General features: G+C 68.2%; 18 protein-coding genes and 1 pseudogene. 16 read left to right on the forward strand and 3 right to left on the reverse strand.

Annotated elements, in window-relative coordinates:
• Positions 1-22: 22 nt before the first annotated feature.
• From rpsD to ACFFGN_RS32145, 7 genes are all read left to right on the forward strand, one after another.
• Positions 23-631, forward strand: coding sequence for a 30S ribosomal protein S4 (gene rpsD, locus ACFFGN_RS32115; RefSeq protein ID WP_077019252.1), 609 nt, complete (start codon positions 23-25; stop codon positions 629-631).
• Between the two features lie 105 nt (positions 632-736).
• A complete protein-coding gene (locus tag ACFFGN_RS32120) occupies positions 737-1,762 on the forward strand; it encodes a DNA-directed RNA polymerase subunit alpha (RefSeq protein ID WP_328990905.1) in 1,026 nt (341 codons plus the stop codon).
• 57 nt (positions 1,763-1,819) lie between these two features.
• The gene (gene rplQ, locus ACFFGN_RS32125) at positions 1,820-2,524 is read left to right on the forward strand and encodes a 50S ribosomal protein L17, sunset domain variant (RefSeq protein ID WP_380055606.1); all 705 of its coding nucleotides are present in this window, start codon (positions 1,820-1,822) and stop codon (positions 2,522-2,524) included.
• A gap of 75 nt (positions 2,525-2,599) precedes the next feature.
• Positions 2,600-3,409, forward strand: a complete 810-nt coding sequence (gene truA, locus ACFFGN_RS32130) for a tRNA pseudouridine(38-40) synthase TruA (protein ID WP_380055608.1) — start codon at positions 2,600-2,602, stop codon at positions 3,407-3,409.
• The gene (locus tag ACFFGN_RS32135; RefSeq protein ID WP_380055611.1) at positions 3,402-3,998 is read left to right on the forward strand and encodes a class I SAM-dependent methyltransferase; all 597 of its coding nucleotides are present in this window, start codon (positions 3,402-3,404) and stop codon (positions 3,996-3,998) included. The genes truA and ACFFGN_RS32135 overlap by 8 nt, the downstream gene beginning before the upstream one ends.
• A 48-nt stretch (positions 3,999-4,046) precedes the next feature.
• Entirely contained in the window at positions 4,047-4,583 is a 537-nt protein-coding gene (locus tag ACFFGN_RS32140; RefSeq protein WP_380055614.1) for an RNA polymerase sigma factor, read from the forward strand.
• Positions 4,576-5,364 (forward strand): hypothetical protein, encoded by a 789-nt coding sequence (locus tag ACFFGN_RS32145; RefSeq protein ID WP_380055617.1) that lies wholly within the window; start codon positions 4,576-4,578, stop codon positions 5,362-5,364. Before ACFFGN_RS32140 ends, ACFFGN_RS32145 begins: the two co-directional genes overlap by 8 nt.
• A gap of 3 nt (positions 5,365-5,367) precedes the next feature.
• On the opposite strand, the gene ACFFGN_RS32150 is transcribed toward ACFFGN_RS32145, so the two are convergent.
• A complete protein-coding gene (locus ACFFGN_RS32150) occupies positions 5,368-6,528 on the reverse strand; it encodes a hypothetical protein (RefSeq protein ID WP_380055620.1) in 1,161 nt (386 codons plus the stop codon).
• Between the two features lie 71 nt (positions 6,529-6,599).
• On the opposite strand from ACFFGN_RS32150, the gene ACFFGN_RS32155 reads away from it, so the two are divergent.
• Positions 6,600-8,282 (forward strand): ABC-F family ATP-binding cassette domain-containing protein, encoded by a 1,683-nt coding sequence (locus ACFFGN_RS32155; protein ID WP_380055623.1) that lies wholly within the window; start codon positions 6,600-6,602, stop codon positions 8,280-8,282.
• Between the two features lie 338 nt (positions 8,283-8,620).
• Here ACFFGN_RS32155 and ACFFGN_RS32160 read toward each other — a convergent pair whose 3' ends face one another.
• On the reverse strand, positions 8,621-9,016 hold the full coding sequence (locus ACFFGN_RS32160) for an SbtR family transcriptional regulator (protein WP_380055626.1): 396 nt from the start codon (positions 9,014-9,016) through the stop codon (positions 8,621-8,623).
• Between the two features lie 41 nt (positions 9,017-9,057).
• Here ACFFGN_RS32160 and ACFFGN_RS32165 point away from each other — a divergent pair.
• Positions 9,058-9,348, forward strand: a pseudogene (locus ACFFGN_RS32165) (nuclear transport factor 2-like protein); the annotation flags it as partial.
• 277 nt (positions 9,349-9,625) lie between these two features.
• Here ACFFGN_RS32165 and ACFFGN_RS32170 read toward each other — a convergent pair.
• Positions 9,626-10,939 carry a citrate synthase gene (locus ACFFGN_RS32170; RefSeq protein ID WP_380055629.1) on the reverse strand — a complete coding sequence of 438 codons (1,314 nt, stop codon included), beginning with the start codon at positions 10,937-10,939 and terminating at the stop codon, positions 9,626-9,628.
• 253 nt (positions 10,940-11,192) lie between these two features.
• Here ACFFGN_RS32170 and rplM point away from each other — a divergent pair, with 253 nt between their 5' ends.
• The 7 genes from rplM to ACFFGN_RS32205 all read left to right on the forward strand — a co-directional run bounded on the left by rplM (position 11,193) and on the right by ACFFGN_RS32205 (position 20,499).
• Positions 11,193-11,636, forward strand: a complete 444-nt coding sequence (rplM, locus tag ACFFGN_RS32175; RefSeq protein WP_380055632.1) for a 50S ribosomal protein L13 — start codon at positions 11,193-11,195, stop codon at positions 11,634-11,636.
• Positions 11,637-11,670: 34 nt separating this feature from the next.
• The gene (gene rpsI / locus ACFFGN_RS32180) at positions 11,671-12,195 is read left to right on the forward strand and encodes a 30S ribosomal protein S9 (RefSeq protein ID WP_380055634.1); all 525 of its coding nucleotides are present in this window, start codon (positions 11,671-11,673) and stop codon (positions 12,193-12,195) included.
• A gap of 16 nt (positions 12,196-12,211) precedes the next feature.
• The gene (glmM, locus tag ACFFGN_RS32185; protein ID WP_380055637.1) at positions 12,212-13,561 is read left to right on the forward strand and encodes a phosphoglucosamine mutase; all 1,350 of its coding nucleotides are present in this window, start codon (positions 12,212-12,214) and stop codon (positions 13,559-13,561) included.
• 210 nt (positions 13,562-13,771) lie between these two features.
• A complete protein-coding gene (locus ACFFGN_RS32190; protein ID WP_380055640.1) occupies positions 13,772-15,583 on the forward strand; it encodes a glycoside hydrolase family 3 protein in 1,812 nt (603 codons plus the stop codon).
• Positions 15,580-17,379 carry a glycoside hydrolase family 3 protein gene (locus ACFFGN_RS32195; RefSeq protein ID WP_380055642.1) on the forward strand — a complete coding sequence of 600 codons (1,800 nt, stop codon included), beginning with the start codon at positions 15,580-15,582 and terminating at the stop codon, positions 17,377-17,379. Before ACFFGN_RS32190 ends, ACFFGN_RS32195 begins: the two co-directional genes overlap by 4 nt.
• 88 nt (positions 17,380-17,467) lie before the next feature.
• Positions 17,468-18,772, forward strand: a complete 1,305-nt coding sequence (locus ACFFGN_RS32200) for an exo-beta-N-acetylmuramidase NamZ family protein (RefSeq protein ID WP_380055645.1) — start codon at positions 17,468-17,470, stop codon at positions 18,770-18,772.
• A gap of 44 nt (positions 18,773-18,816) precedes the next feature.
• Positions 18,817-20,499, forward strand: coding sequence for a serine hydrolase domain-containing protein (locus tag ACFFGN_RS32205; RefSeq protein WP_380055648.1), 1,683 nt, complete (start codon positions 18,817-18,819; stop codon positions 20,497-20,499).
• Positions 20,500-20,528 lie beyond the last annotated feature (29 nt).

Genomic DNA, 20,528 nt, shown 5'->3' on the forward strand with positions numbered 1-20,528 from the left:
CCAGAGAGGAAGGTAGCGAATAATGGCCCGTTATACCGGTCCTATGACCAAGAAGTCGCGCCGTCTCGGGGTTGACCTCGTCGGTGGCGACAAGGCTTTCGAGCGCCGTCCGTACCCGCCGGGTATGCACGGCCGTGGCCGTCCCAAGGAGAGCGAGTACCTGCTTCAGCTCCGTGAGAAGCAGAAGGCCCGTTTCGCCTACGGCGTGCTGGAGAAGCAGTTCAGTCTGTACTACAAGGAGGCCTCGCGGCGTCCTGGTAAGACCGGTGACAACCTGCTGATCATTCTCGAGTCCCGTCTCGACAACGTCGTGTACCGCGCCGGTCTGGCCCGTACCCGTCGTCAGGCGCGTCAGCTCGTCGTACACGGTCACTTCACCGTGAACGGCATCAAGGTGAACATCCCGTCGTACCGCGTTGCCGCGCACGACGTGATCGACGTCCGGCCGAAGTCGGCCGAGATGACGCCGTTCATCATCGCCAGGGAGACCCACTCCGAGCGAGTGGTGCCGGCCTGGCTCGAGGCCCTGCCCGAGCGGCTGCGGATCCTCGTGCACCAGCTGCCCACCCGGGCGCAGATCGACACCCAGGTCGCCGAGCACCTGATCGTCGAGCTCTACTCGAAGAACTAAGCCGTTCCCGCCGGTGGCCCTCGGGCCACCGGCGGGCCGGTCTTCGAGGTAATCCGTTCGCGACCTCAAATAGTGGTCGTCGCGAGACAGAAGGAAGTCCTGACAGTGCTTATTGCCCAGCGCCCCACACTGACCGAAGAGGTCGTCGACGAGCACCGCTCGCGGTTCGTGATCGAGCCGCTCGAGCCGGGTTTCGGCTACACCCTCGGCAACTCGATCCGCCGTACCCTGCTGTCCTCGATCCCGGGCGCGGCCGTCACCAGCATCAAGGTCGACGGTGTGCTGCACGAGTTCTCCACCGTCGCCGGTGTGAAGGAAGACGCGACCCAGCTGATCCTGAACCTCAAGGACCTGGTCGTCTCCTCCGAGCACGACGAGCCGGTCACCATGTACCTGCGCAAGCAGGGCCCCGGTGACGTCACCGCCGCGGACATCGCCCCGCCGGCCGGTGTCGAGGTGCACAACCCGGACCTGAAGATCGCCACCCTGAACGAGAAGGGCCGGCTCGAGATGGAGCTGGTCGTCGAGCGTGGCCGTGGTTACGTCTCCGCCGTGCAGAACAAGTCGGCCGACGCCGAGATCGGCCGCATGCCGGTCGACTCGATCTACTCGCCGGTCCTCAAGGTGACCTACAAGGTCGAGGCCACCCGTGTCGAGCAGCGCACCGACTTCGACCGTCTGGTCGTGGACGTCGAGACCAAGCCGTCGATGCTGCCGCGCGACGCCGTCGCCTCCGCCGGTAAGACCCTGGTCGAGCTGTTCGGTCTGGCCCGCGAGCTGAACGTCGAGGCCGAGGGCATCGACATCGGCCCGTCGCCGGTCGACGAGCAGATGGCGGCCGACCTGGCCCTGCCGGTCGAAGACCTGCAGCTGACCGTCCGGTCGTACAACTGCCTCAAGCGTGAGGGCATCCACACCGTGGGTGAACTGATCTCGCGCAGCGAGCAGGACCTGCTGGACATCCGGAACTTCGGCTCCAAGTCGATCGACGAGGTCAAGCTGAAGCTGGCCGAGATGGGCCTGTCGCTGAAGGACTCGCCCCCCGGGTTCGACCTGCGCGCCGCAGCTGAGGCGTACGGCGAGGACAGCGAGGACGAGGACGAGAGCTTCGCCGAGACCGAGCAGTACTGAGCCGATCCGTTGCGGGTCCTTCCGACCGGCAGCATCAAACATCTTCTGGAGTAAGAAATGCCTACCCCCACAAAGGGCTCCCGTCTCGGTGGCAGCCCGGCGCACCAGCGGCTGATCCTCAGCAACCTGGCCACGTCGCTGTTCGAGCACGGTGCGATCACCACCACGCAGACCAAGGCCAAGCGCCTTCAGCCGCTGGCTGAGGACCTGATCAGCAAGGCCAAGCGTGGCGACCTGAACTCGCGCCGCCAGGTGATGAAGCGGATCCGCAACAAGACGGTCGTGCACGTCCTGTTCACGGAGATCGGTGAGCGCTTCGCCGACCGTCCGGGTGGTTACACCCGGATCATCAAGCTCGGCCCCCGCAAGGGCGACAACGCCCCCATGGTCCGGATCGAGCTGGTCGAGTCGATGGCGGACGCCGCTGCCGCCAAGGCCGACGCCGCCCCGGCCAAGAAGGCCGCCGCCAAGAAGGCTCCGGCCAAGAAGGCCGCCGCAGACAAGGCTGAGGCTGAGAAGGCTGAGACCGTCGAGGCCACCGACGCCGCCGCCGAGAAGTACGGCGACGACGCGCACGCCCCGCTGGAGGATGGTTCGGCGCCCGAGGGCTTCGACATCAAGGGCAACGAGGACTCGATGAAGTACCACACGCCGGATGGCCAGTGGTACGAGCAGACCAAGGCCGAGGTGTGGTTCCGCACCGAGGACGCCGCCAAGGCTGCTGGTTTCACGAAGGCCGGTGCCTCGTCTGACGACGAGTGACCTGAGTTCCACCTGACAACGCCCCCTCCCTTGTGGAGGGGGCGTTGTCGCGTTCCGGGCGTGTAGCGTGCTCCTGTGCGCTGGCGGATCGACTTGAGGTATGACGGGACCGGATTCCACGGTTGGGCCCGTCAGGAGGCGCTCAGGACCGTTCAGGGGGTGCTGGAGGATTCGCTCCGCACGATTCTGCGAGTTCCGGACGCGCCGGCCGTGACCTGCGCCGGGCGGACCGACACCGGCGTGCACGCCCGCGGCCAGGTGGTGCATGTGGATCTCGAGACCGAGATGCGCGGGCGCGAGCTGCAGCGGCGGCTCAACGGCGTACTGCCACCGGATGTCGCGATCACCGCGGTCACGCCGGCACCGGCCGGGTTCGACGCCCGCTTCTCGGCGGTGGCCCGGCGCTACGTCTACCGGATCTGTGACGACCAGGGCCTGTGGGATCCGCTGACGCGCCATGTGATGCTGCGCGTACCGCGTCCGCTGGACCTGGACCGGATGAACGAGGCGGCGGGCAAGCTCCTCGGCGAGCACGACTTCGCCGCGTTCTGCCGGCGCCGCGAAGGCGCGAGCACGGTCCGGGCGCTGCTGGAGTTCACCTGGCGCCGGACCGAGGCCGGAGCCGTCGAGGGTACGGTCATCGCCGACGCGTTCTGCCATTCGATGGTGCGGGCGCTGGTCGGCTCGGTGATCCCGGTCGGGGATGGTCGCCGCGAACCGGACTGGCCCGCCACGGTGCTCGCGGAACGGGTCCGGCATTCGGCCGTGACCGTGGTGGCCGCGCACGGTTTGACCCTGGAGGAAGTGCTTTATCCCGCCGACGCCGATCTGGCCGCGCGGGCGGTACAGGCCCGTCAGGTGCGGGGAGAGGTTCACCATGGCTGACCAGTACTTCTCGGCAGACCCGACGTCGGCCGACGTACGGCGAACCGTGCGCGCGCGGATCTGGGACACCGAGTACGAGTTCAGTACGTCGGCCGGAGTCTTCTCGCGCGACCGCCTCGATCTCGGCACGTCGGTGCTACTGCGCGAGGTCGAACCAGACGTTGGCGCGCGTACGATCCTCGACCTCGGCTGCGGATACGGCCCGATCGCGTGCGCCCTGGCCACCGAGGTGGCGCAGGCCGATGTGTGGGCCGTGGACGTGAACACCCGGGCCCTCGAGCTGACCGCCGCGAACGCGAAGGCCCTCGGCGTCCGGGTCCACGCGGCGCTGCCGGACGACGTACCGGCTGAGGTGTCGTTCGACCAGATCTGGTCCAACCCGGCCATCCGGATCGGTAAGCCCGAGCTGCACAAGATGCTGCTGCACTGGTTGCCCCGGCTCACGCCCGACGGTGAGGCCTGGCTGGTGGTCGGCAAGAACCTCGGCGCCGACTCGCTCCAGCGCTGGCTCACCGACCAGGGCTTCCCGGCGACTCGGCATGCCAGCGCCAAGGGCTTTCGCGTCCTCCGGGTAACTCGCGCGAACTAGCTGCAACGAATCGGAGGGCGGCACCGTCCTCTGGGTATGGAGGCAGCCGTGGTGGTACCCCAGCAGGCGCGATCGGCCCAGCCGTCGGAGTCCCGGGTCTTCGAGACCTGGGTCGAGGCGAACGGCGACGCGCTGCTGCGGTTCGGGTATGTCCTCACCGGCGACCGGTTCCTCGCCGAGGACGCGGTACAGGACGCACTGACGACGGCTTGCGCCAAGTGGCACAAGGTCAGCGCCGCCGACGACCCCGCGGCGTACGTGCGGCGCATGATCGTCAACGCGCACATCTCGTGGTGGCGCCGGTTCCGGCGGCGGGAGTCACCCGAGGCCGAGCCCAGCCCCGCGGCGCAGGCGACCGGTGACGGCACGGCCGACCGGGCCGAGGCGGACGCGATCTGGGCGCTGTGCGCGACCCTGCCGCCGAAACACCGCGCGGCCGTGGTGCTGCGCTTCTACGAGGAACTGTCCTACGCGGAGATCGGCGCGCTGCTGAACTGCGCGGAGGCCACCGCCCGGTCCAACGTGCATCGCGCGCTGGCCAGCCTGAAGACCACTCTGAGCACGGAAGGAGCCGGCGATGCCTGAGTACGACGAGCAGGGCCCGGTGGACGACGAGCTCGCCCGGCAGGTCGCGGCGGCGCTCCGGCAGAAGGCCGACGCGGCGCCCAAGGCGGCCCGTCTCGCCAGTACAGCGCGGAGCCGGGTCCACCGGCGCAGGCAGACCGTACTGGTCGGTGGTGCCGCGGTCGTCGTGGCTCTGGCCATCGGAGGGGTCTGGCAACTCGCCTCTCCGAGCTTCGACACAATGACATCCGGATCAGCCGACAGCGGATCCGCGCAGCCCGAGAGCAAGGCGGATCAGCCGACCCCGCCGCGGGATGCCAAGAAGAGCGGGACGGTTTGCGAGCCGTTCCACGCGATCGCCTCGGCCACCAGCATCACTGACATCCCTGTCGCCATCGGCCTCGATCTGAACACTCCCGTGACAGGTCTGACCGTCTGCCGCTACCGCATGATCGAGCCGAACGTGCGCCTCTCGACGGCTCTACTCGGCTCAGCCGTGCTTGGGCCCGAGCAGGCCCAGGAAGTCGTCGACGCGATCAAGCCGCTCCCGGAGCGGAACCCGGATCTGCCAGTCTTCAAGTGTTCCCCGGCGCAGGCAAAGCCCAAGCAGGCCATCGTGTTGCGCTTCGACACAGCTACAGGCCTTCGCGAGGTCTGGGTCGGCTACGACGGTTGCAGCTCGCCCGGGTTCTACACCGGCAAAAAGACCTACGGCCTGTACGCCGCCCCGCTCAAGCTCATCGCCATCGGCAAAGCCCGCCCCGACCGCGGCACCTTCCTAGGGCCCCTCCCCGGCTGGTAGCCCTCAGTCGACCCCTCGGCCCTTCTCCTGCTTCAACTGGACTACCGGCGGTCGTACGGCGTCTGAGGCGGTCTGAGGCGTCGCTGGCTGGCCGACCGCACCGGAGGCTGGCGCTTGGCCATCGAGCGCTTTGAGCGCCTCAGACGGGCTCGGCCTACCTTTGGCCGCTGCGGCCTTCTCACGCCGTTCGGCGAGGATCTGCGCCATCGTGGGCTTCGGACCGGTTGGGACAGGTGGAGGCGTTGGAGCCGGAGCCACCAGCCGGCCCGAGTTCTCCGTGACGTACATCGGCGGTCGCTCGGGCGCCGGGGGGACGGGCTGCCCCGGGAAGGCATGCTGTTGCGCTTGCAGACGACCGGTAGTCGCCCGAAGTCCTTCAACTGCCTGCTGGCCGACCTGCCGTCCCTCGGCGGCCTTCTCGACATCGAGGCCGTATCCCCACTGAACCGCCGGGAGCCGCTCAAACCCGCCACGCATCTCCGGAATCAGGTGTTTCCGCAGCTCAGCGCGGTCCTCAGGGCCCACCCGGTCACCGAACTGCCCGTCGATCACCAGGTCGGCGGCCGCATTCCAGCGCTCTGACCGAGGAGTGTTCAGCAGGTGGTCGCGCACCTCGTCCGGTGATCTGCCGCTGGCCGCCGACAACCCGCGCGTCAGCTCGCCGGTAGCCGCGGTGTAGGCGGGATAGCTGTCGACGGTGTGCTCGGAACCCACGGTCGGTACCTGACGATCCATGCCGATGTCGGTCAGGACCGCGTCGACGTTGGCCAACGCCCAGGCCTCGGTCAGGCCTTCGTCGAGCGCGACTTCGCCAACCTCCGCGGCGGCCTCGCCATCGCCGTACTCGCTGGTGAGGTGGATCGCCTCGTGGGTGACCGACGCGACCGCCGCACGGACCTTGAAGGCCTCGTGCCCCGCGGGTGGCAGGCGCGAGGTCGAGGCGTTCTCCAGGGGCCCGATCACATCACCCGGCCCACCGGTGAGGGAGTGGTCCGGACGAACGGACGCCTGAGCGTCGTACGACGGCTCCTCGTACAGCCGCCCGTTCCACTGCGACGGGCGGCCGGTGCGCCGTTCGACCGATCCGACGATCCGGCGGACCCACTCGTGTGCCGGATGTCCCGGCGGAACCTCGGATCCAAGTGGGTGGGGCAGGTCGGCCATCGGCGCTCCTTCGCTAGCGGCCGCGATGATAACCGGTCGCGGGGTGGTGGCTGGGCGGTCAGACTGGGGGCATGGGTCACGTGGATGTCGCCGGTGTCGGGTACGAGCTGCCGGACGGGCGAGTGTTGCTGGACGACGTCACCTTCCGGGTCGGCGATGGCGCGAAGGTCGCTCTGGTCGGCGCGAACGGTTCGGGTAAGACGACGTTGGTGCGGATCATCGCGGACGACCTGAAGGCGCACAGCGGCAGCATCAGCCGTTCGGGCGGGCTTGGCGTGATGCGCCAGTTCGTCGGCTCCGTGCGCGACTCGACCACCGTCCGGGATCTCCTGCTCGGGGTGGCGCCGTCGGCGGTGCAGGCGGCCGCGGCCAAGCTGGACAAGGCCGAGCTGGCGATGATGGACAGCGACGACGAGAAGACCCAGCTCCGCTACGCCCAAGCCCTCTCGGACTGGGGCGAGGCCGGCGGGTACGACGCCGAGGTGCTCTGGGACGTCTGTACGACGGCCGCGCTCGGTATTCCGTTCGACCAGTGCCAGTGGCGCGAAGTGAAGACCCTGTCGGGTGGTGAGCAGAAACGCCTGGTGCTGGAGGCCTTGCTGCGTGGCCCGGACCAGGTGCTGCTGCTGGACGAGCCGGACAACTATCTCGACGTACCGGGCAAGCGCTGGCTCGAGGAACAGCTCAACGCCACCCAGAAGACCGTGCTCTACATCAGCCACGACCGGGAGCTGCTCGCCAACACCGCGACCCGCATCGTCACGATCGAACTCGGTGCCGCGGGCAACACCGCCTGGATCCACGGCGGCGGCTTCCGCACGTACCACGAGGCGCGCAAGAACCGGTTCGAGCGCTTCGAGGAACTACGCCGCCGGTGGGACGAGGAACACGCCAAGCTGAAGGCGCTTGTCCTTATGTACAAGCAGAAAGCCGCCTACAACGACGGTCTCGCGTCGCGTTATCGCGCCGCCCAGACCCGGCTGCGCAAGTTCGAGGAGGCCGGCCCGCCCGAGGCGATTCCGCGCGAGCAGAAGGTCAGCATGCGCCTCACGGGCGGCCGGACCGGCAAGCGCGCCGTCGTCTGCGCGGGCCTCGAACTGACCGGCCTGATGAAGCCGTTCGACCTCGAGGTCTGGTACGGCGAACGCGTGGCGGTGCTCGGTTCCAACGGCTCGGGTAAGTCGCATTTCCTTCGCCTGTTGGCGAACGGCGGCTCTGATCCCGACATCGAGCACCAGCCGGTGGGGGAGATCGCGATCCCGTCGGTGGCTCACACCGGCTCGGCCAAGCTGGGCGCGCGCGTACGGCCCGGGTGGTTCGCGCAGACGCACGAACACCCTGAACTCATGGGCAAAACGCTGCTGGAGATCCTGCATCGCGGTGACGAACATCGTGAAGGCATGGGCCGCGAACTGGCCTCCCGCAAGCTCGACCGGTACGAACTCGCGCATGCCGCCGAGCAGTCCTTCGAAAGCCTGTCAGGTGGTCAGCAGGCGCGGTTCCAGATCCTCCTGCTGGAGTTGTCCGGGGCCACCTTGCTGCTGCTGGACGAGCCGACGGACAACCTGGACGTCGAATCGGCCGAGGCGCTGGAGGAAGGTCTGGACGCCTTCGACGGCACGGTTCTGGCGGTCACCCACGACCGCTGGTTCTCCCGCGGCTTCGACCGTTTCCTGGTCTTCGGCAGCGACGGCACCGTCTACGAATCGCCCGAACCCGTCTGGGACGAAACCCGCGTAGTCCGCCCTCGCTGACAGCGATAGGGCGTACAACTCCTTAGGTGCGCGAGTGGACGCGGTGCACTCGCGGCGACTGGCGAGGCGCCGTGCTTCGCCGCGGTGCTCGGCTCCGACGAGGTGTCCCCGGGTACGGCGGCTCGGCGCGCCAGGTTCGTCTTGGTGAGTCCACTCGACATTTCCAGGGCCGAAAAACGTCGGGTGGACTCACCAAGCGCTTCCGTCAGCCGCATGGTGTGGGCGCGATGTTTCGCAGCCCAGGGGCGCCACGGCAGTGCCTCGATGAGGCCTGAGCGCTCGTCAGGGCTGGAGGGCCCGGTGGGCCAAGCCCAGTAGGGCTCTTCGGTCGGCCGGGCTCAGGTTGGCGGTGATCGCTCCGCGGGACGTGCCGACCAGTAACGCGTACACCTCGGGAAGCGGGCGTCGGCTTGTACGGCGCCCGCGGCCTGGGCTCGAACCAGCAACTCGTTGAACGCCTCCCGCAGGCCGACGCCCGCCGCCGTCGCCTCAGGGCTTGCAGCTGCCCCGGACTTCGCCAAGGCGTCGGCCACCGCGAGCTTGCCGGCGGCCTCCGTCACTACCTGGTCGAAGAACTCGTAGAAAGCCTTGCCCGGATCAGCTGCAGCGGCCAAGGCGCGAGCCCGGTCGCGCAACCGTTCGAGCCGGATCCGCAGCACCGCGTCCAGCAGGTCCCGCTTGGCCGGGAAGTGCCGGAACACCGTGCCGATTCCGACCCCGGCCAGTCGCGCCACCGCCTCGGTCGAGGCCTCCGGATCTTATCGAGAGGACCCCGATGACCTCGCAAGACACCCCAGCAGCCGTCTTCTTGCGCCTGGTGCACGGAGTGGGTGACGGGCGGCGCGCCGAGCTGCCGGAGCTCTACGCGGAGCAGACCGACGTGCGGCACCCCATGTCGCCGTACGGCGGGGAACCGCTGAACAGCCGGGACGACCTGCGCCGGCATTTCGGAGCTTCCCCGCCGAGTTCGGTCGGTTGTCGGCCGGTCAATATCCGGGTCCACCAGACGGCGGATCCGGAGGTGATCGTGGCGGAGTTCAACTACGCCGGGGCGGCGGTGACGGGAGAGCCGTTCGCCGTGCCGTGCGTGTTCGTGCTGCGCGTGCGGGACGGGCTGATCGTCGAGTCACGCGACTACATCGACCAGGTGGCGTTGCTCGCGCCCGAGGTCAGCTCCAAGACCTCATCAATGTACTGGAAACCGGGCTGGCGCCCAGCGAAACCGGGCGGGCGCCCGCCGCGTCATAGCCGGCAGAGACACCAGAACGGCCCCGGTCCGAGCGATGAACGCCGAACCGGGGCCGTGCCAATTCCTACGACCGAAGGGCCGCTGACCCGTGGGGTCAGCGGTCGCCCATCGGCACGTAGTCGACGCCACGGGCGCCGGTGTAGATCTGCTTCGGGCGGGCGATCTTCTGATCGGTGTCGCCCAGCAGCTCGAGCCACTGCGCCAGCCAGCCCGAGGTACGCGGGATGGCGAACAGCACGGTGAACATCTCCGGCGGGAACTGCAGGGCCTCGTAGATCAGGCCCGAGTAGAAGTCCACGTTCGGGTAGAGCTTGCGGGAGACGAAGTACTCGTCCTCGAGCGCGATCTTCTCCAGCTCGACGGCGATCTTCAGCAGCGGGTTGATACCCGTCACCTCGAACACGTCGTCGGCGGCCTTCTTGATGATCTTGGCGCGCGGGTCGTAGTTCTTGTAGACCCGGTGGCCGAAGCCCATCAGCCGCTCTTCGCCGTTCTTCACGCCCTCGATGAACGACGGCACGTTCTCCAGCGAGCCGATCCGGCGCAGCATCTTCAGCACCGCCTCGTTGGCGCCACCGTGCAGCGGGCCGTAGAGGGCGGCGATACCACCGGCCACCGCGCTGTACGGATCGACGTGGGTCGAACCGATCGCCCGGACGGCGTTGGTGGAGGCGTTCTGCTCGTGGTCGGCGTGCAGGATGAACAGGATCTCCAGCGCGCGCACCAGCCGGTCGTCGGCGGCGTACTTCGGCTCGCTCATCTTGAACAGCATCGACAAGAAATTGGCCGCGTAGCTGAGCTCGTTGTCGGGGTAGACATACGGCTTGCCCTGCGCGTGCCGGAACGCGAAGGCGCCGAGCGTCGGCATCTTCGCGATCATCCGGGTGATCTGCAGCTGGCGCGACTCCGCGTCGAAGATGTTGCGCGACTCGGGGTAGAACGTGGACAGCGCGCCGGTCGAGGCCAGCAGCATGCCCATAGGGTGCGCGTCGTAGCGGAACCCCTGCATGAAGGTCTTCAGATTCTCGTGCACGAACGTGTGATTCGTCACGTCGTGCACCCACTGCTCGTGCTGGGTCTTGTTCGGCAGCGCGCCGTTCACCAGCAGATAGGCCACCTCGAGGTACGTCGAGTGCTCGGCGAGCTGCTCGATCGGGTAGCCGCGGTACTCCAGGATGCCCTTGTCGCCGTCGATGTAGGTGACGGACGAGCGGGTCGAGGCGGTGTTGACGAAGCCCGGGTCGTAGGTGGCCAGGCCACCATCGCCCTCCGCCGCGCTGATCTGCTTCAGATCGGCGGCCTTGATGGTGCCGTCGGTGATGGCAAGGTCGTAGTCCTTGCCGGTCCGGTTGTCCCGGACGGTGAGCGACTGTTCGGTCACGATGCCCTCTTCGGAAGCTGGCGTCATCGCCCGGTGAGTGAGGGTTATCGTCGCCGGCGGGACGCGTATTGAGACTGCGATCTTGTCCGCTACGCTAATCCGGTCCGAGCCCGCAACCAACCCGGGGTCCCGGAGCGCTTACGACTCACTTTGACCCCAGGCGGTCGCCGCCGGTATTCTGGGCTGCTGTTGTGCGTTCCTGGCTTTCTCCTGATGGTTGATCGCCGCTCGCCAACGCTTCAGATTTTTGTCAACCTCTGAGAAACGAAGGTCAACGACCGTGCGCACGTACAGCCCCAAGCCTGCTGACGTCACTCGCGAGTGGCTTGTGATCGACGCTACCGACGTCGTGCTCGGTCGCCTCGCCGTCCAGATCGCCACCCTGCTGCGTGGCAAGCACAAGCCGACGTTCGCGCCGCACGTGGACGGGGGCGACTTCGTCATCGTCATCAACGCCGGCAAGGTCTCCCTTTCCGGTAACAAGCGAACCGACAAGCTGGCCTACCGCCACTCCGGTCACCCGGGTGGTCTGACGGCCACTCCGATCGGCGAGATCCTCGACAAGGACCCGCGCAAGGCCGTCGAGAAGGCCGTCTGGGGCATGCTGCCCAAGAACCGCCTCAGCCGTCAGCTGCTGACCAAGCTGAAGGTGTACGCCGGTCCTGAGCACCCGCACGCGGCCCAGCAGCCGAAGTCTTTCGAGATCACCCAGATCGCCCAGTAGCGGTCGACGAGCCAGTTAATCGAGGATTCACAGCGTGAGCGACATCACCACCGAGACCAGCGACGACCTCGAGCTTGAGGTGCCCATCGACACCGAGGGCCCGGTCGCGTACACCTCCGAGACGAACCCGAGCCCGGAGCAGCGGGCCGAGACCGGCCGCGTCGCGGTGATCAACCCGGCGGGGGCCGTCGGCCGCCGCAAGGAGGCTGTCGCCCGCGTCCGCCTGGTCCCCGGTTCCGGCAACTGGACTGTCAACGGCAAGCCGCTTGACGTCTACTTCCCGAACAAGGTTCACCAGCAGCTCGTCAACGAGCCGTTTGTCGTCGCGGGCCTGGAGGGCTCCTACGACGTCATCGCCCGCATCAACGGCGGCGGCATCACCGGCCAGGCCGGTGCGCTGCAGCTGGGCGTGGCCCGCTGCCTGAACGCCGCCGACGAGGAGGCGAACCGCCCTGGTCTGAAGAAGGCCGGTCTGCTCACCCGCGACGCGCGGATCAAGGAGCGGAAGAAGGCCGGCCTCAAGAAGGCCCGTAAGGCTCCGCAGTACAGCAAGCGCTGAGCTGCGTACCAAGAAGATGGCCCGTCGTCTTTTCGGCACGGACGGTGTCCGTGGCCTGGCGAACGTGGACCTTACTGCCGAGCTGGCTCTCGACCTTTCGGTCGCGGCCGCTCATGTACTCGGCGAGGCCGGTGCCTTCGAAGGGCACCGGCCACGCGCCGTTGTGGGCAGAGATCCACGCGCCAGTGGTGAGTTCCTGGAAGCAGCCGTGGTGGCCGGACTGGCCAGCGCCGGCGTCGACGTGGTCAAGCTCGGCGTGCTGCCGACGCCCGCGGTCGCGCATCTGACCGGTTCCACCGGTGCCGATCTCGGCGTGATGCTGTCCGCCAGCCACAACCCGATGCCCGACAACGGCATCAAGTTCCTGGCTCGTGGTGGCATCAAGCTCGACGACCGGATCGAGGACGCGATCGAGGCGCACCTCGCCGAGGAATGGCAGCGCCCGACGGGTGCCGCTGTCGGCCGGGTGATCGATGACGGCCAGGGCCTGGAGACGTACGTCTCCCATCTGGTCCGTTCCGCGCCCAACCGGTTCGACGGCCTGAAGGTTGTTGTCGACTGCGCCAACGGTGCCGCCTATCAGACCGCTCCGGAGGCCATGCGCCGCCTGGGCGCCGAGGTGATCACCTACGCGGCCAAGCCCGACGGTCTGAACATCAATCTCGACTGCGGCTCCACCCACATGGAGGGGCTGCGCCGCGAGGTTGTCGGTCACGGCGCCGACGTCGGTATCGCGCTGGATGGCGACGCCGACCGCTGCCTGGCCGTCGATCACACCGGTCAGCTGGTGGACGGCGACCAGATCCTGGCCGTGCTGGCCTTGTCCATGCGCGACAGCGGCACCTTGTCGAACGACACGGTCGTCGCCACCGTGATGAGCAATCTCGGCTTTGTCCAGGCGATGGTCCGGGAGCAGATCGCGGTCGAGCAGACCAAGGTCGGCGACCGGTATGTACTGGAGGCCATGAAGGCCGGCGGCCACAAGCTCGGCGGCGAGCAGTCGGGCCACGTGATCCTGTCGGATCACGCCACCACCGGCGACGGCACGCTGACGGCGCTGATGCTGCTGGCCCGGATCGCTCAGACCGGCAAGTCCCTGCAGGACCTGGCCGCGGTGATGGTCCGGCTCCCGCAGGTCCTGATCAACGTGCCGAACGTGGACAAGACCAGCGCCGGTACCAACGCGGAGGTGCAGTCGGCCGTGGCCGCAGCCACCGCCCGCCTCGGCGATACCGGCCGCGTTCTGCTCCGTCCTTCGGGCACCGAGCCGCTCGTGCGAGTGATGGTCGAGGCCGAGTCCGCGGACACCGCTCAAGAGGTGGCCGAGGAGCTGGCGACAGTGGTCGCCACCGCGCTCAAGCTCTAACCCGAACGACGTCAACGACGCGCAGAAACCCCGTTCAGCCTGGCTGGACGGGGTTTACTGTTGTCTCCAGGTGACGAGGGGATCACTGCAAGTACCAGCCCTCGCGTGAGTTCCAGCGGGATGCGGTTAGCCCTTGACCCCTCTCGGAGGCGTGGGTAACTTTCGTGGCGGGGGACTCTTGTTGTAATTCAATTACCTGAGGGGCCGGTTATGTCCGCCGTACGCCGCTTTGCCGCAGCCACCCTGGCTGCCGTCACATCCGCCGCCTTACTCACCACCGGGGCCGCTGGAGCTGTCACCGCACAGCCGGAAGCGCAGCCACCGCAGACGCCTGAGCACCGGGCGATGTCCGCCGTGAAGGCGATGTCGCTGGAGGAGAAGGTCGGGCAGCTCTTCGTGCTGTTCGCGTACGGCCCGAAGGCCGACGCACCCGACGCCCGCAACACCGCGCTGTACGGCGTTGCCACCCCGGCGGAGGTGATCTCGAAGTACAAGCCGGGTGGCTGGATCTACTTCAGCGCCCGGGGCAACGTCGAGAACCCGACGCAGCTCGCGACGTACAGCAACGCCTTGCAGCGCCAGGCGACCAGCACGGGCCTGCGGGTTCCGATGACGATCGCCACCGACCAGGAGCAGGGGGTCGTGGTCCGGGTCGGGCCGCCCGCCACCCAGTTCGGCGGCAACATGGCGCACGGCGCCGCCCGCAGCGTGGCCGACGCGCGCACCGCCGCCGGGATCACCGGGCGTGAGCTGAAGGCGATGGGTATTCGCCAGAACTACGCCCCGGTCGCCGACGTGAACGTGAACGCGCTCAACCCGGTCATCGGCGTGCGTTCGTTCTCCTCCAACCCGCAGCTGGTCTCCGACCTCACGGTCGCGCAGGTCCAGGGGTACGAGAAGGACGCGAAGATCATCTCGACCGCCAAGCACTTCCCGGGGCACGGCGACACCGTGGACGACAGCCACAACGCCGCGCTGCCCACGATCAACCACACCCGCGCGGAGTGGAACGCGATCGACGCACCGCCGTTCAAGGCCGCGATCAAGGCCGGCATCGACTCGATCATGACCGCGCATATCGCGGTTCCGTCGCTCGACCCGTCGGGTGATCCGGCCACGCTGAGCAAGCCGATCATGACCGACATCCTGCGCGGCGAACTCGGCTTCCGCGGCGTCATCTGCACCGACGCACTGGAGATGGGCGCGGTCCGGCTCAAGTACGGCGACGCCGAGGTCGCGGTTCGCGCGATCGAGGCCGGGGTCGACCAACTGCTGCTGCCGCCCGCGCCGGACGTACAGTTCAAGGCCGTCGTGGACGCGGTGAAGTCGGGCCGGATCAGCGAGCGCCGCCTGAACGAAAGCGTCGCGCGCATCCTGCTGCTGAAGCTGACCCGCGGCGTGCTCACCTCGCCGTACGTCGACCCGGCCGCCGTCGCCACCACCGTCGGTACGCCGGCCAGCCTCGCCACCGCGCAGGCCATCGTCGACAAGTCCACGACCCTGGTGAAGAACGACGCGGGCACCCTGCCGCTGGGCAACACCCCGCGCTCGATCCTGGTGACCGGCTGGGGCGCGACCACCACCCAGACGCTGGCCGCCAACCTGACCAAGCGCGGCGCGACCGCGACCGTCCGGGAGACCGGTGCCGCGCCGACCGACGTCGCGATCGATGACGCCGTCGCGAAGGCCAAGCTGAACGACGTGACCGTGGTGCTGACCCAGAAGGCCTGGGACACCAAGGTGACGGACAAGCTCGCCAAGCAGCAGAAGCTGGTCAAGGCCCTGCTGGCGACGGGTAAGACCGTCATCGTGGTCGCGGTCCGCGACCCGTACGACATCGCGTACTTCGACGCCGCGCCGACCTACGTCGCGACGTACTCGTACACGGGTGTCTCGATGGAGTCGCTGGCGAAGGTGCTGTACGGCGAGATCAAGCCGGCCGGCAAGCTGCCCGTCGACATTCCGGTCGCAGGTCAGCCCACCACCGTGCTCTACCCCTTCGGCCACGGTCTGAGCTGGTGACTCGGCCAACTCGCCGGACCGTCCTGGGTCTGGCCGCGGCGGCTGTTGCCGGCGCGGCGGGGCTCCGGCCGGAGGTCGCGGCCGCGTCCAGCCCGGGCGCGTCCCACGGCTGGGCCACCGCCACGCTGGCGCGGATGACGCTGGAGGAGAAGGTCGGCCAGCTGTTTGTCACCTACGCGTACGGCGCCACGGCTGATACGGCCGACCAACGCAACGTCACGGCGTACGGCGTCGCCACCCCGGCTGAGGTCGTCGCCAAGTACAAGCTTGGTGGCGTCATCTACTTCGCCTGGACGGATTCGGTCGCCAACCCACCGCAGATCGCGGCCCTGTCCAACGGGCTGCAACGTGCGGCCCTGGCGGTCGGTACGAAGGTGCGGGTGCCGCTGTTGATCAGCACCGACCAGGAGCACGGTGTCGTGTTCCGGGTCGGACCGCCCGCGACCCAGTTCCCGGGAGCGATGGCCCTCGGCGCCGGCCGGAGTGTCGCCGACGCCCGGGCCGCCGCCGCGATCGCGGGCGCCGAACTGCGCGCGGTCGGCGTCAACCAGGACTACGCCCCGGTCGCCGACGTCAACGTCAATCCGTTGAACCCGGTCATCGGCGTCCGCTCGTTCTCGTCCGACCCGAACCTGGTGGCCCGGTTGACCGCCGCCCAGGTCATCGGAATGGAGGCGGACGGCCGGATCGCCGCCACCGCCAAGCACTTCCCGGGGCACGGCGACACCGCGACGGACAGCCATACCGGCATTCCGACGATCGACCACACCCGCGAAGAGTGGGAACGGATCGACGCCCCGCCGTTCCGGGCCGCGATCAAGGCCGGGATCGACTCGATCATGACCGCGCACATCGTGGTGCCCTCGCTGGACCCGTCCGGTGATCCCGCCACCTTGAGCAAGCCGATCATGACCGGCATCCTGCGCGAGCAACTCGGCTACGACGGACTCGTGGTGACCGATTCGCTCGGGATGGCAGGCGTTCGGCAGAAGTACGGCGACGCCGAAGTGCCGGTTCTCGCGCTCGAGGCGGGCGTCGACCAGTTGCTGATGCCGCCGCGGATGGACATCGCGTACGACGCCGTACTGGCCGCCGTCCGGTCCGGCCGGATCAGCGAGAAGCGGCTGAACCAGAGCGTCTACCGGGTGCTGCGGCTCAAGCACCGCAACGGCATCGTGGCCCGGCCGATGGTCGACGTCGCGGCCGTGTCCTCGGTGGTCGGAATTCCGGCGCACTACGCGACCAACCAGCGCATCTCGGACCGAACCACGACACTGGTGAAGAACGCCGCGAGCTTGTTGCCCTTGGCAAGTGGTCCGCGCAAGATCCTCGTCACCGGGTACGGTGTCGCCACCACCCAGACCCTGGCGAACCGGTTGGCCGCGCGGGGCGCCACCACCACGGTTCGGCAGACCGGCGCCACGCCGACGGATGCCGCCATCACGGCCGCGGTGGCCGCCGCCCAGAGCCACGACCTCACCGTCGTACTGACGATGAAGGCCTGGGACACGCTCGTCACCGACAAGCAGGCCAAGCAGCAAAAGCTGGTGAAGGAATTGCTCGCGACCGGACGGCCCGTGGTGGTCGTGGCGGTTCGCGATCCGTACGACATCGCCTACTTCCCCGAAGCCGCGACGTATCTCGCGACCTATTCGTACGCCGATGTCTCGATGGAGTCGCTCGCCAAGGTCCTGTACGGCGAAATCGCGCCGGCCGGGAAGCTGCCGGTCGACATTCCGGCCGCCGGTGATCCGTCGAAGATCCTGTACGCCTTCGGACACGGACTGACCTGGTGAAACAACTCGACTCTGCCCTCATTGCCGCGAGCGACCACCGGCCCGTTGGGGCCGGCCTGTCGCTCACCCGTGGATCGGAGGTCCACCCATGACCGTTGGACGACGCAGCTTCCTAGCCGGCGCCGGAGCCCTCGGCGCCACCCCGCTGCTCGGCGCCACCGCGGCGCACGCCACCGCGGCCGGCGCCGCGGACGGGCCCGCCAAGAAGAAGGTGGTGACCGGCGCTCAGGCGCTGGCCAACACGGGCTGGGCCGCGCTGGCCGGCCAGAAGGTCGGGGTGTTCAGCAACCCGACCGGCATCCTGAACGACCTCAGCCACATCGTCGACACCATGCACGCCTCCGGCAAGGTGAACGTGGTCGCGGTCTTCGGACCCGAGCACGGCTTCCGCGGCAGCGCGCAGGCCGGCGGTTCCGAGGGCGATCACGTCGACCCGCGGACCGGGATCATGGTCTACGACGCGTACGGCGCGAACGCGGCCAAGCTGGAGACCCTGTACCGCAAGTCCGGCGTCGAGACCGTCGTGTTCGACATCCAGGACGTCGGCGCGCGGTTCTACACCTACATCTGGTCGATGTACGAGGCGATGGTCGCGGCCGCGAAGACGGGCGCGAAGTTCGTCGTACTGGACCGTCCGAACCCGGTCGGCGGTTACCCCGCCGGGCCGATGCTGCGCCCGGGTTTCACCTCGGGTGTCGGCAAGGAGGAGATCCTCCAGCAGCACGGCATGACCGTGGGCGAGCTGGCGCTGCTCTTCAACGCGGAGTACCTGGCCCTCGACACCGGTGGCCCGGTCGTCGAAGACCTGCAGGTGATCAAGGTCCAGGGCTGGAAGCGGGATCAGCTGTTCGCCGAGACCGGTCTGCCGTGGGTGATGCCCAGCCCGAACATGCCGACGCCGGACACCGCCCTGCTGTACCCGGGGACCTGCCTGTTCGAGGCGACGAACTTCTCCGAGGGCCGCGGTACCACCCGGCCGTTCGAGCTGATCGGCGCGCCGTACATCGACTACCGGTGGGCGGAGGCGCTGCGCACCAAGGAGGTGCCGGGGATCGAGTTCCGCGAGGCCTACTTCACGCCGTTCATCAGCAAGAACGCGAACAAGCTCTGCGGCGGCGTCCAGGTGCACATCGCCGATCCGCACGAGGTCGAGCCGATGCTGGCCGCCACGCACATGATGGTCGAGGCCAAGCGGCTGTACCCGGAGTTCGCCTGGCGGGCCGAGAACCCGCCTGGCCGCTGGATCGACCTGCTCACCGGTTCGGACCGGTTCCGCACCATGTTCGCGGCGGGCGCGTCCGCCGAGGAGATCGTGGCGGCCTGGCGGCCGGAGACGAAGGCCTGGGCCAAGCGGACCGAGAAGTACCTGCTCTACAAGGGCCCGAAGCGATGAGGCGGATTGTGGCGATCGCAGCCGGAGCTACCCTGGTGCTCACCATGAGCGCCCCAGCCGTTGCCGGTGGCAACAACCCGCGCGGTCGGTTCGACCGTCCCCAGGACGGTTATGCCGCCAAGTCCACCACCTTGCGTCCGTCGACCCCGGTCAAGGCCGGGCTCGACCCCGCGCCGATCGATGCGGCCTTGCAGGCCGTGGACAACTGGACCCGGCCGAACGGAACCGCCAAGCCGTTGTACGCCGGGGCCGTCACGTTGCTCGGGCACGACGGCAAGGTGGTCACCCGGACCGCGACCGGTAAGGCGCTGAAGTATGCCGACGGCAACGGTACGGAACTGCCCGCGGACCAGCAGCTCGCGATGCGGCCGGACACGATCTTCGATCTGGCCTCGGTCTCGAAGCTGTTCACCTCGATCGTGGTGATGCAGCAGGTCGAGGCCGGCCGGATCGAGCTGGACGCGCCGATCGCGACGTACGTGCCGGAGTTCGCGGCGAACGGTAAGGAGACCATCACCATCCGGCAGGCGCTCACACACACGACCGGTCTGCCCGCGTGGCTGCCGTTGTGGAGTGGTGCGCCGGACCCGGCGGCCCGGATGCAGATGGCGCTGACGGCCAAGCCGACCAGCGCGCCGGGCGTGAAGTACCTCTACAGCGACCTGAACCTCATCTCGCTCGGCGAGGCCGCCGCCCGGGTTTCCGGCAAGCCGCTCGACCAACTCGTGGCGGACGGCATCAGCAAGCCGCTGCGGATGCGCGACACCGGTTACAACCCGGATCCGGCGAAGAAGCCGCGCATCGCGGCCACGGAGTTTCAGGCCTCACCGCCGCGTGGCATGGTTTGGGGCTCGGTGCACGACGAGAACGCCTGGTCCCTGAATGGCGTCGCCGGACACGCCGGCGTGTTCTCCACCGCGGACGACCTCGCCGTACTGGCGCAGGCCTTCCTCAACGGCGGCACGTACGACGGCCGGCGGATCCTGCGCGAGGATTCCGTCACCGCGATGGTCACGAACTTCACCCCGGGTTTTCCCGGTAACGACCATGGTTTGGGCTTCGAACTCAACCAGCGCTGGTACATGGCCGGACTGGCCTCGCCCCGGACGGCGGGCCACACCGGGTACACCGGTACTTCCCTGGTGATCGACTTCGACTCCCGGTCGTTCGCGATCCTCCTGACAAACCGGGTGCACCCGAGCCGTAGCTGGGGCAGCAACAACCCGGCGCGCCGGGCCGTTGCCCAAGGGCTCGCGCTGGCGCTCGAGGTCAACCCGCGCCATGGCCGGGATGCCTGGTTCTCCGGCACGGCCGATGCCTCGACCAGCACGCTCGACGCCCACGTCGCCGTACCGGCCGAAGGGGCGAAGCTGTCGTTCGACCTGTTCGTGGACACCGAGGAAACCGATCTCCTGCACCTGGAGAGTTCTCTTGACGGTGGAACGACTTGGGCCAAGGTTCCTTTCACCGTTCGCGATCGGGGCGTCTTGACCGAGGTGGACGGCGCTATCGGTGGCACGTTCGACCGCCACTGGCTGCAGGCTTCGGCCGAGCTCACGCCCGGTGAACAGACCTTGCGCTGGCGTTACACCACCGACGCGCTCTACACCGGCCGCGGCGTGTACGTCGACGGTGTGAAGGTGGTCGGCGGCGGCAAGATGCTGCTCAACGGCGAACGCGATCCGCAGGCTTTCTCGGCAACAGGTTGGAGACTTTCGCGTCGGTGACCCCACTGGTTCGGTTTGCGCCGTAACGT

The sequence above is a fragment of the Kribbella deserti genome (genome assembly GCF_042434725.1).
Classification (GTDB): domain Bacteria; phylum Actinomycetota; class Actinomycetes; order Propionibacteriales; family Kribbellaceae; genus Kribbella; species Kribbella deserti.

Excerpts from the sequence above, each read along its gene's own strand:
- rpsD (WP_077019252.1), top strand. The coding sequence starts at position 23 with ATGGCCCGTTATACCGGTCCTATGACCAAGAAGTCGCGCCGTCTCGGG.
- rplQ (WP_380055606.1), top strand. The coding sequence starts at position 1,820 with ATGCCTACCCCCACAAAGGGCTCCCGTCTCGGTGGCAGCCCGGCGCAC.
- ACFFGN_RS32135 (WP_380055611.1), top strand. The coding sequence starts at position 3,402 with ATGGCTGACCAGTACTTCTCGGCAGACCCGACGTCGGCCGACGTACGG.
- ACFFGN_RS32145 (WP_380055617.1), top strand. The coding sequence starts at position 4,576 with ATGCCTGAGTACGACGAGCAGGGCCCGGTGGACGACGAGCTCGCCCGG.
- ACFFGN_RS32150 (WP_380055620.1), bottom strand. The coding sequence starts at position 6,528 with ATGGCCGACCTGCCCCACCCACTTGGATCCGAGGTTCCGCCGGGACAT.
- ACFFGN_RS32155 (WP_380055623.1), top strand. The coding sequence starts at position 6,600 with ATGGGTCACGTGGATGTCGCCGGTGTCGGGTACGAGCTGCCGGACGGG.
- ACFFGN_RS32170 (WP_380055629.1), bottom strand. The coding sequence starts at position 10,939 with ATGACGCCAGCTTCCGAAGAGGGCATCGTGACCGAACAGTCGCTCACC.
- glmM (WP_380055637.1), top strand. The coding sequence starts at position 12,212 with ATGGCCCGTCGTCTTTTCGGCACGGACGGTGTCCGTGGCCTGGCGAAC.
- ACFFGN_RS32190 (WP_380055640.1), top strand. The coding sequence starts at position 13,772 with ATGTCCGCCGTACGCCGCTTTGCCGCAGCCACCCTGGCTGCCGTCACA.
- ACFFGN_RS32200 (WP_380055645.1), top strand. The coding sequence starts at position 17,468 with ATGACCGTTGGACGACGCAGCTTCCTAGCCGGCGCCGGAGCCCTCGGC.
- ACFFGN_RS32205 (WP_380055648.1), top strand. The coding sequence starts at position 18,817 with ATGAGCGCCCCAGCCGTTGCCGGTGGCAACAACCCGCGCGGTCGGTTC.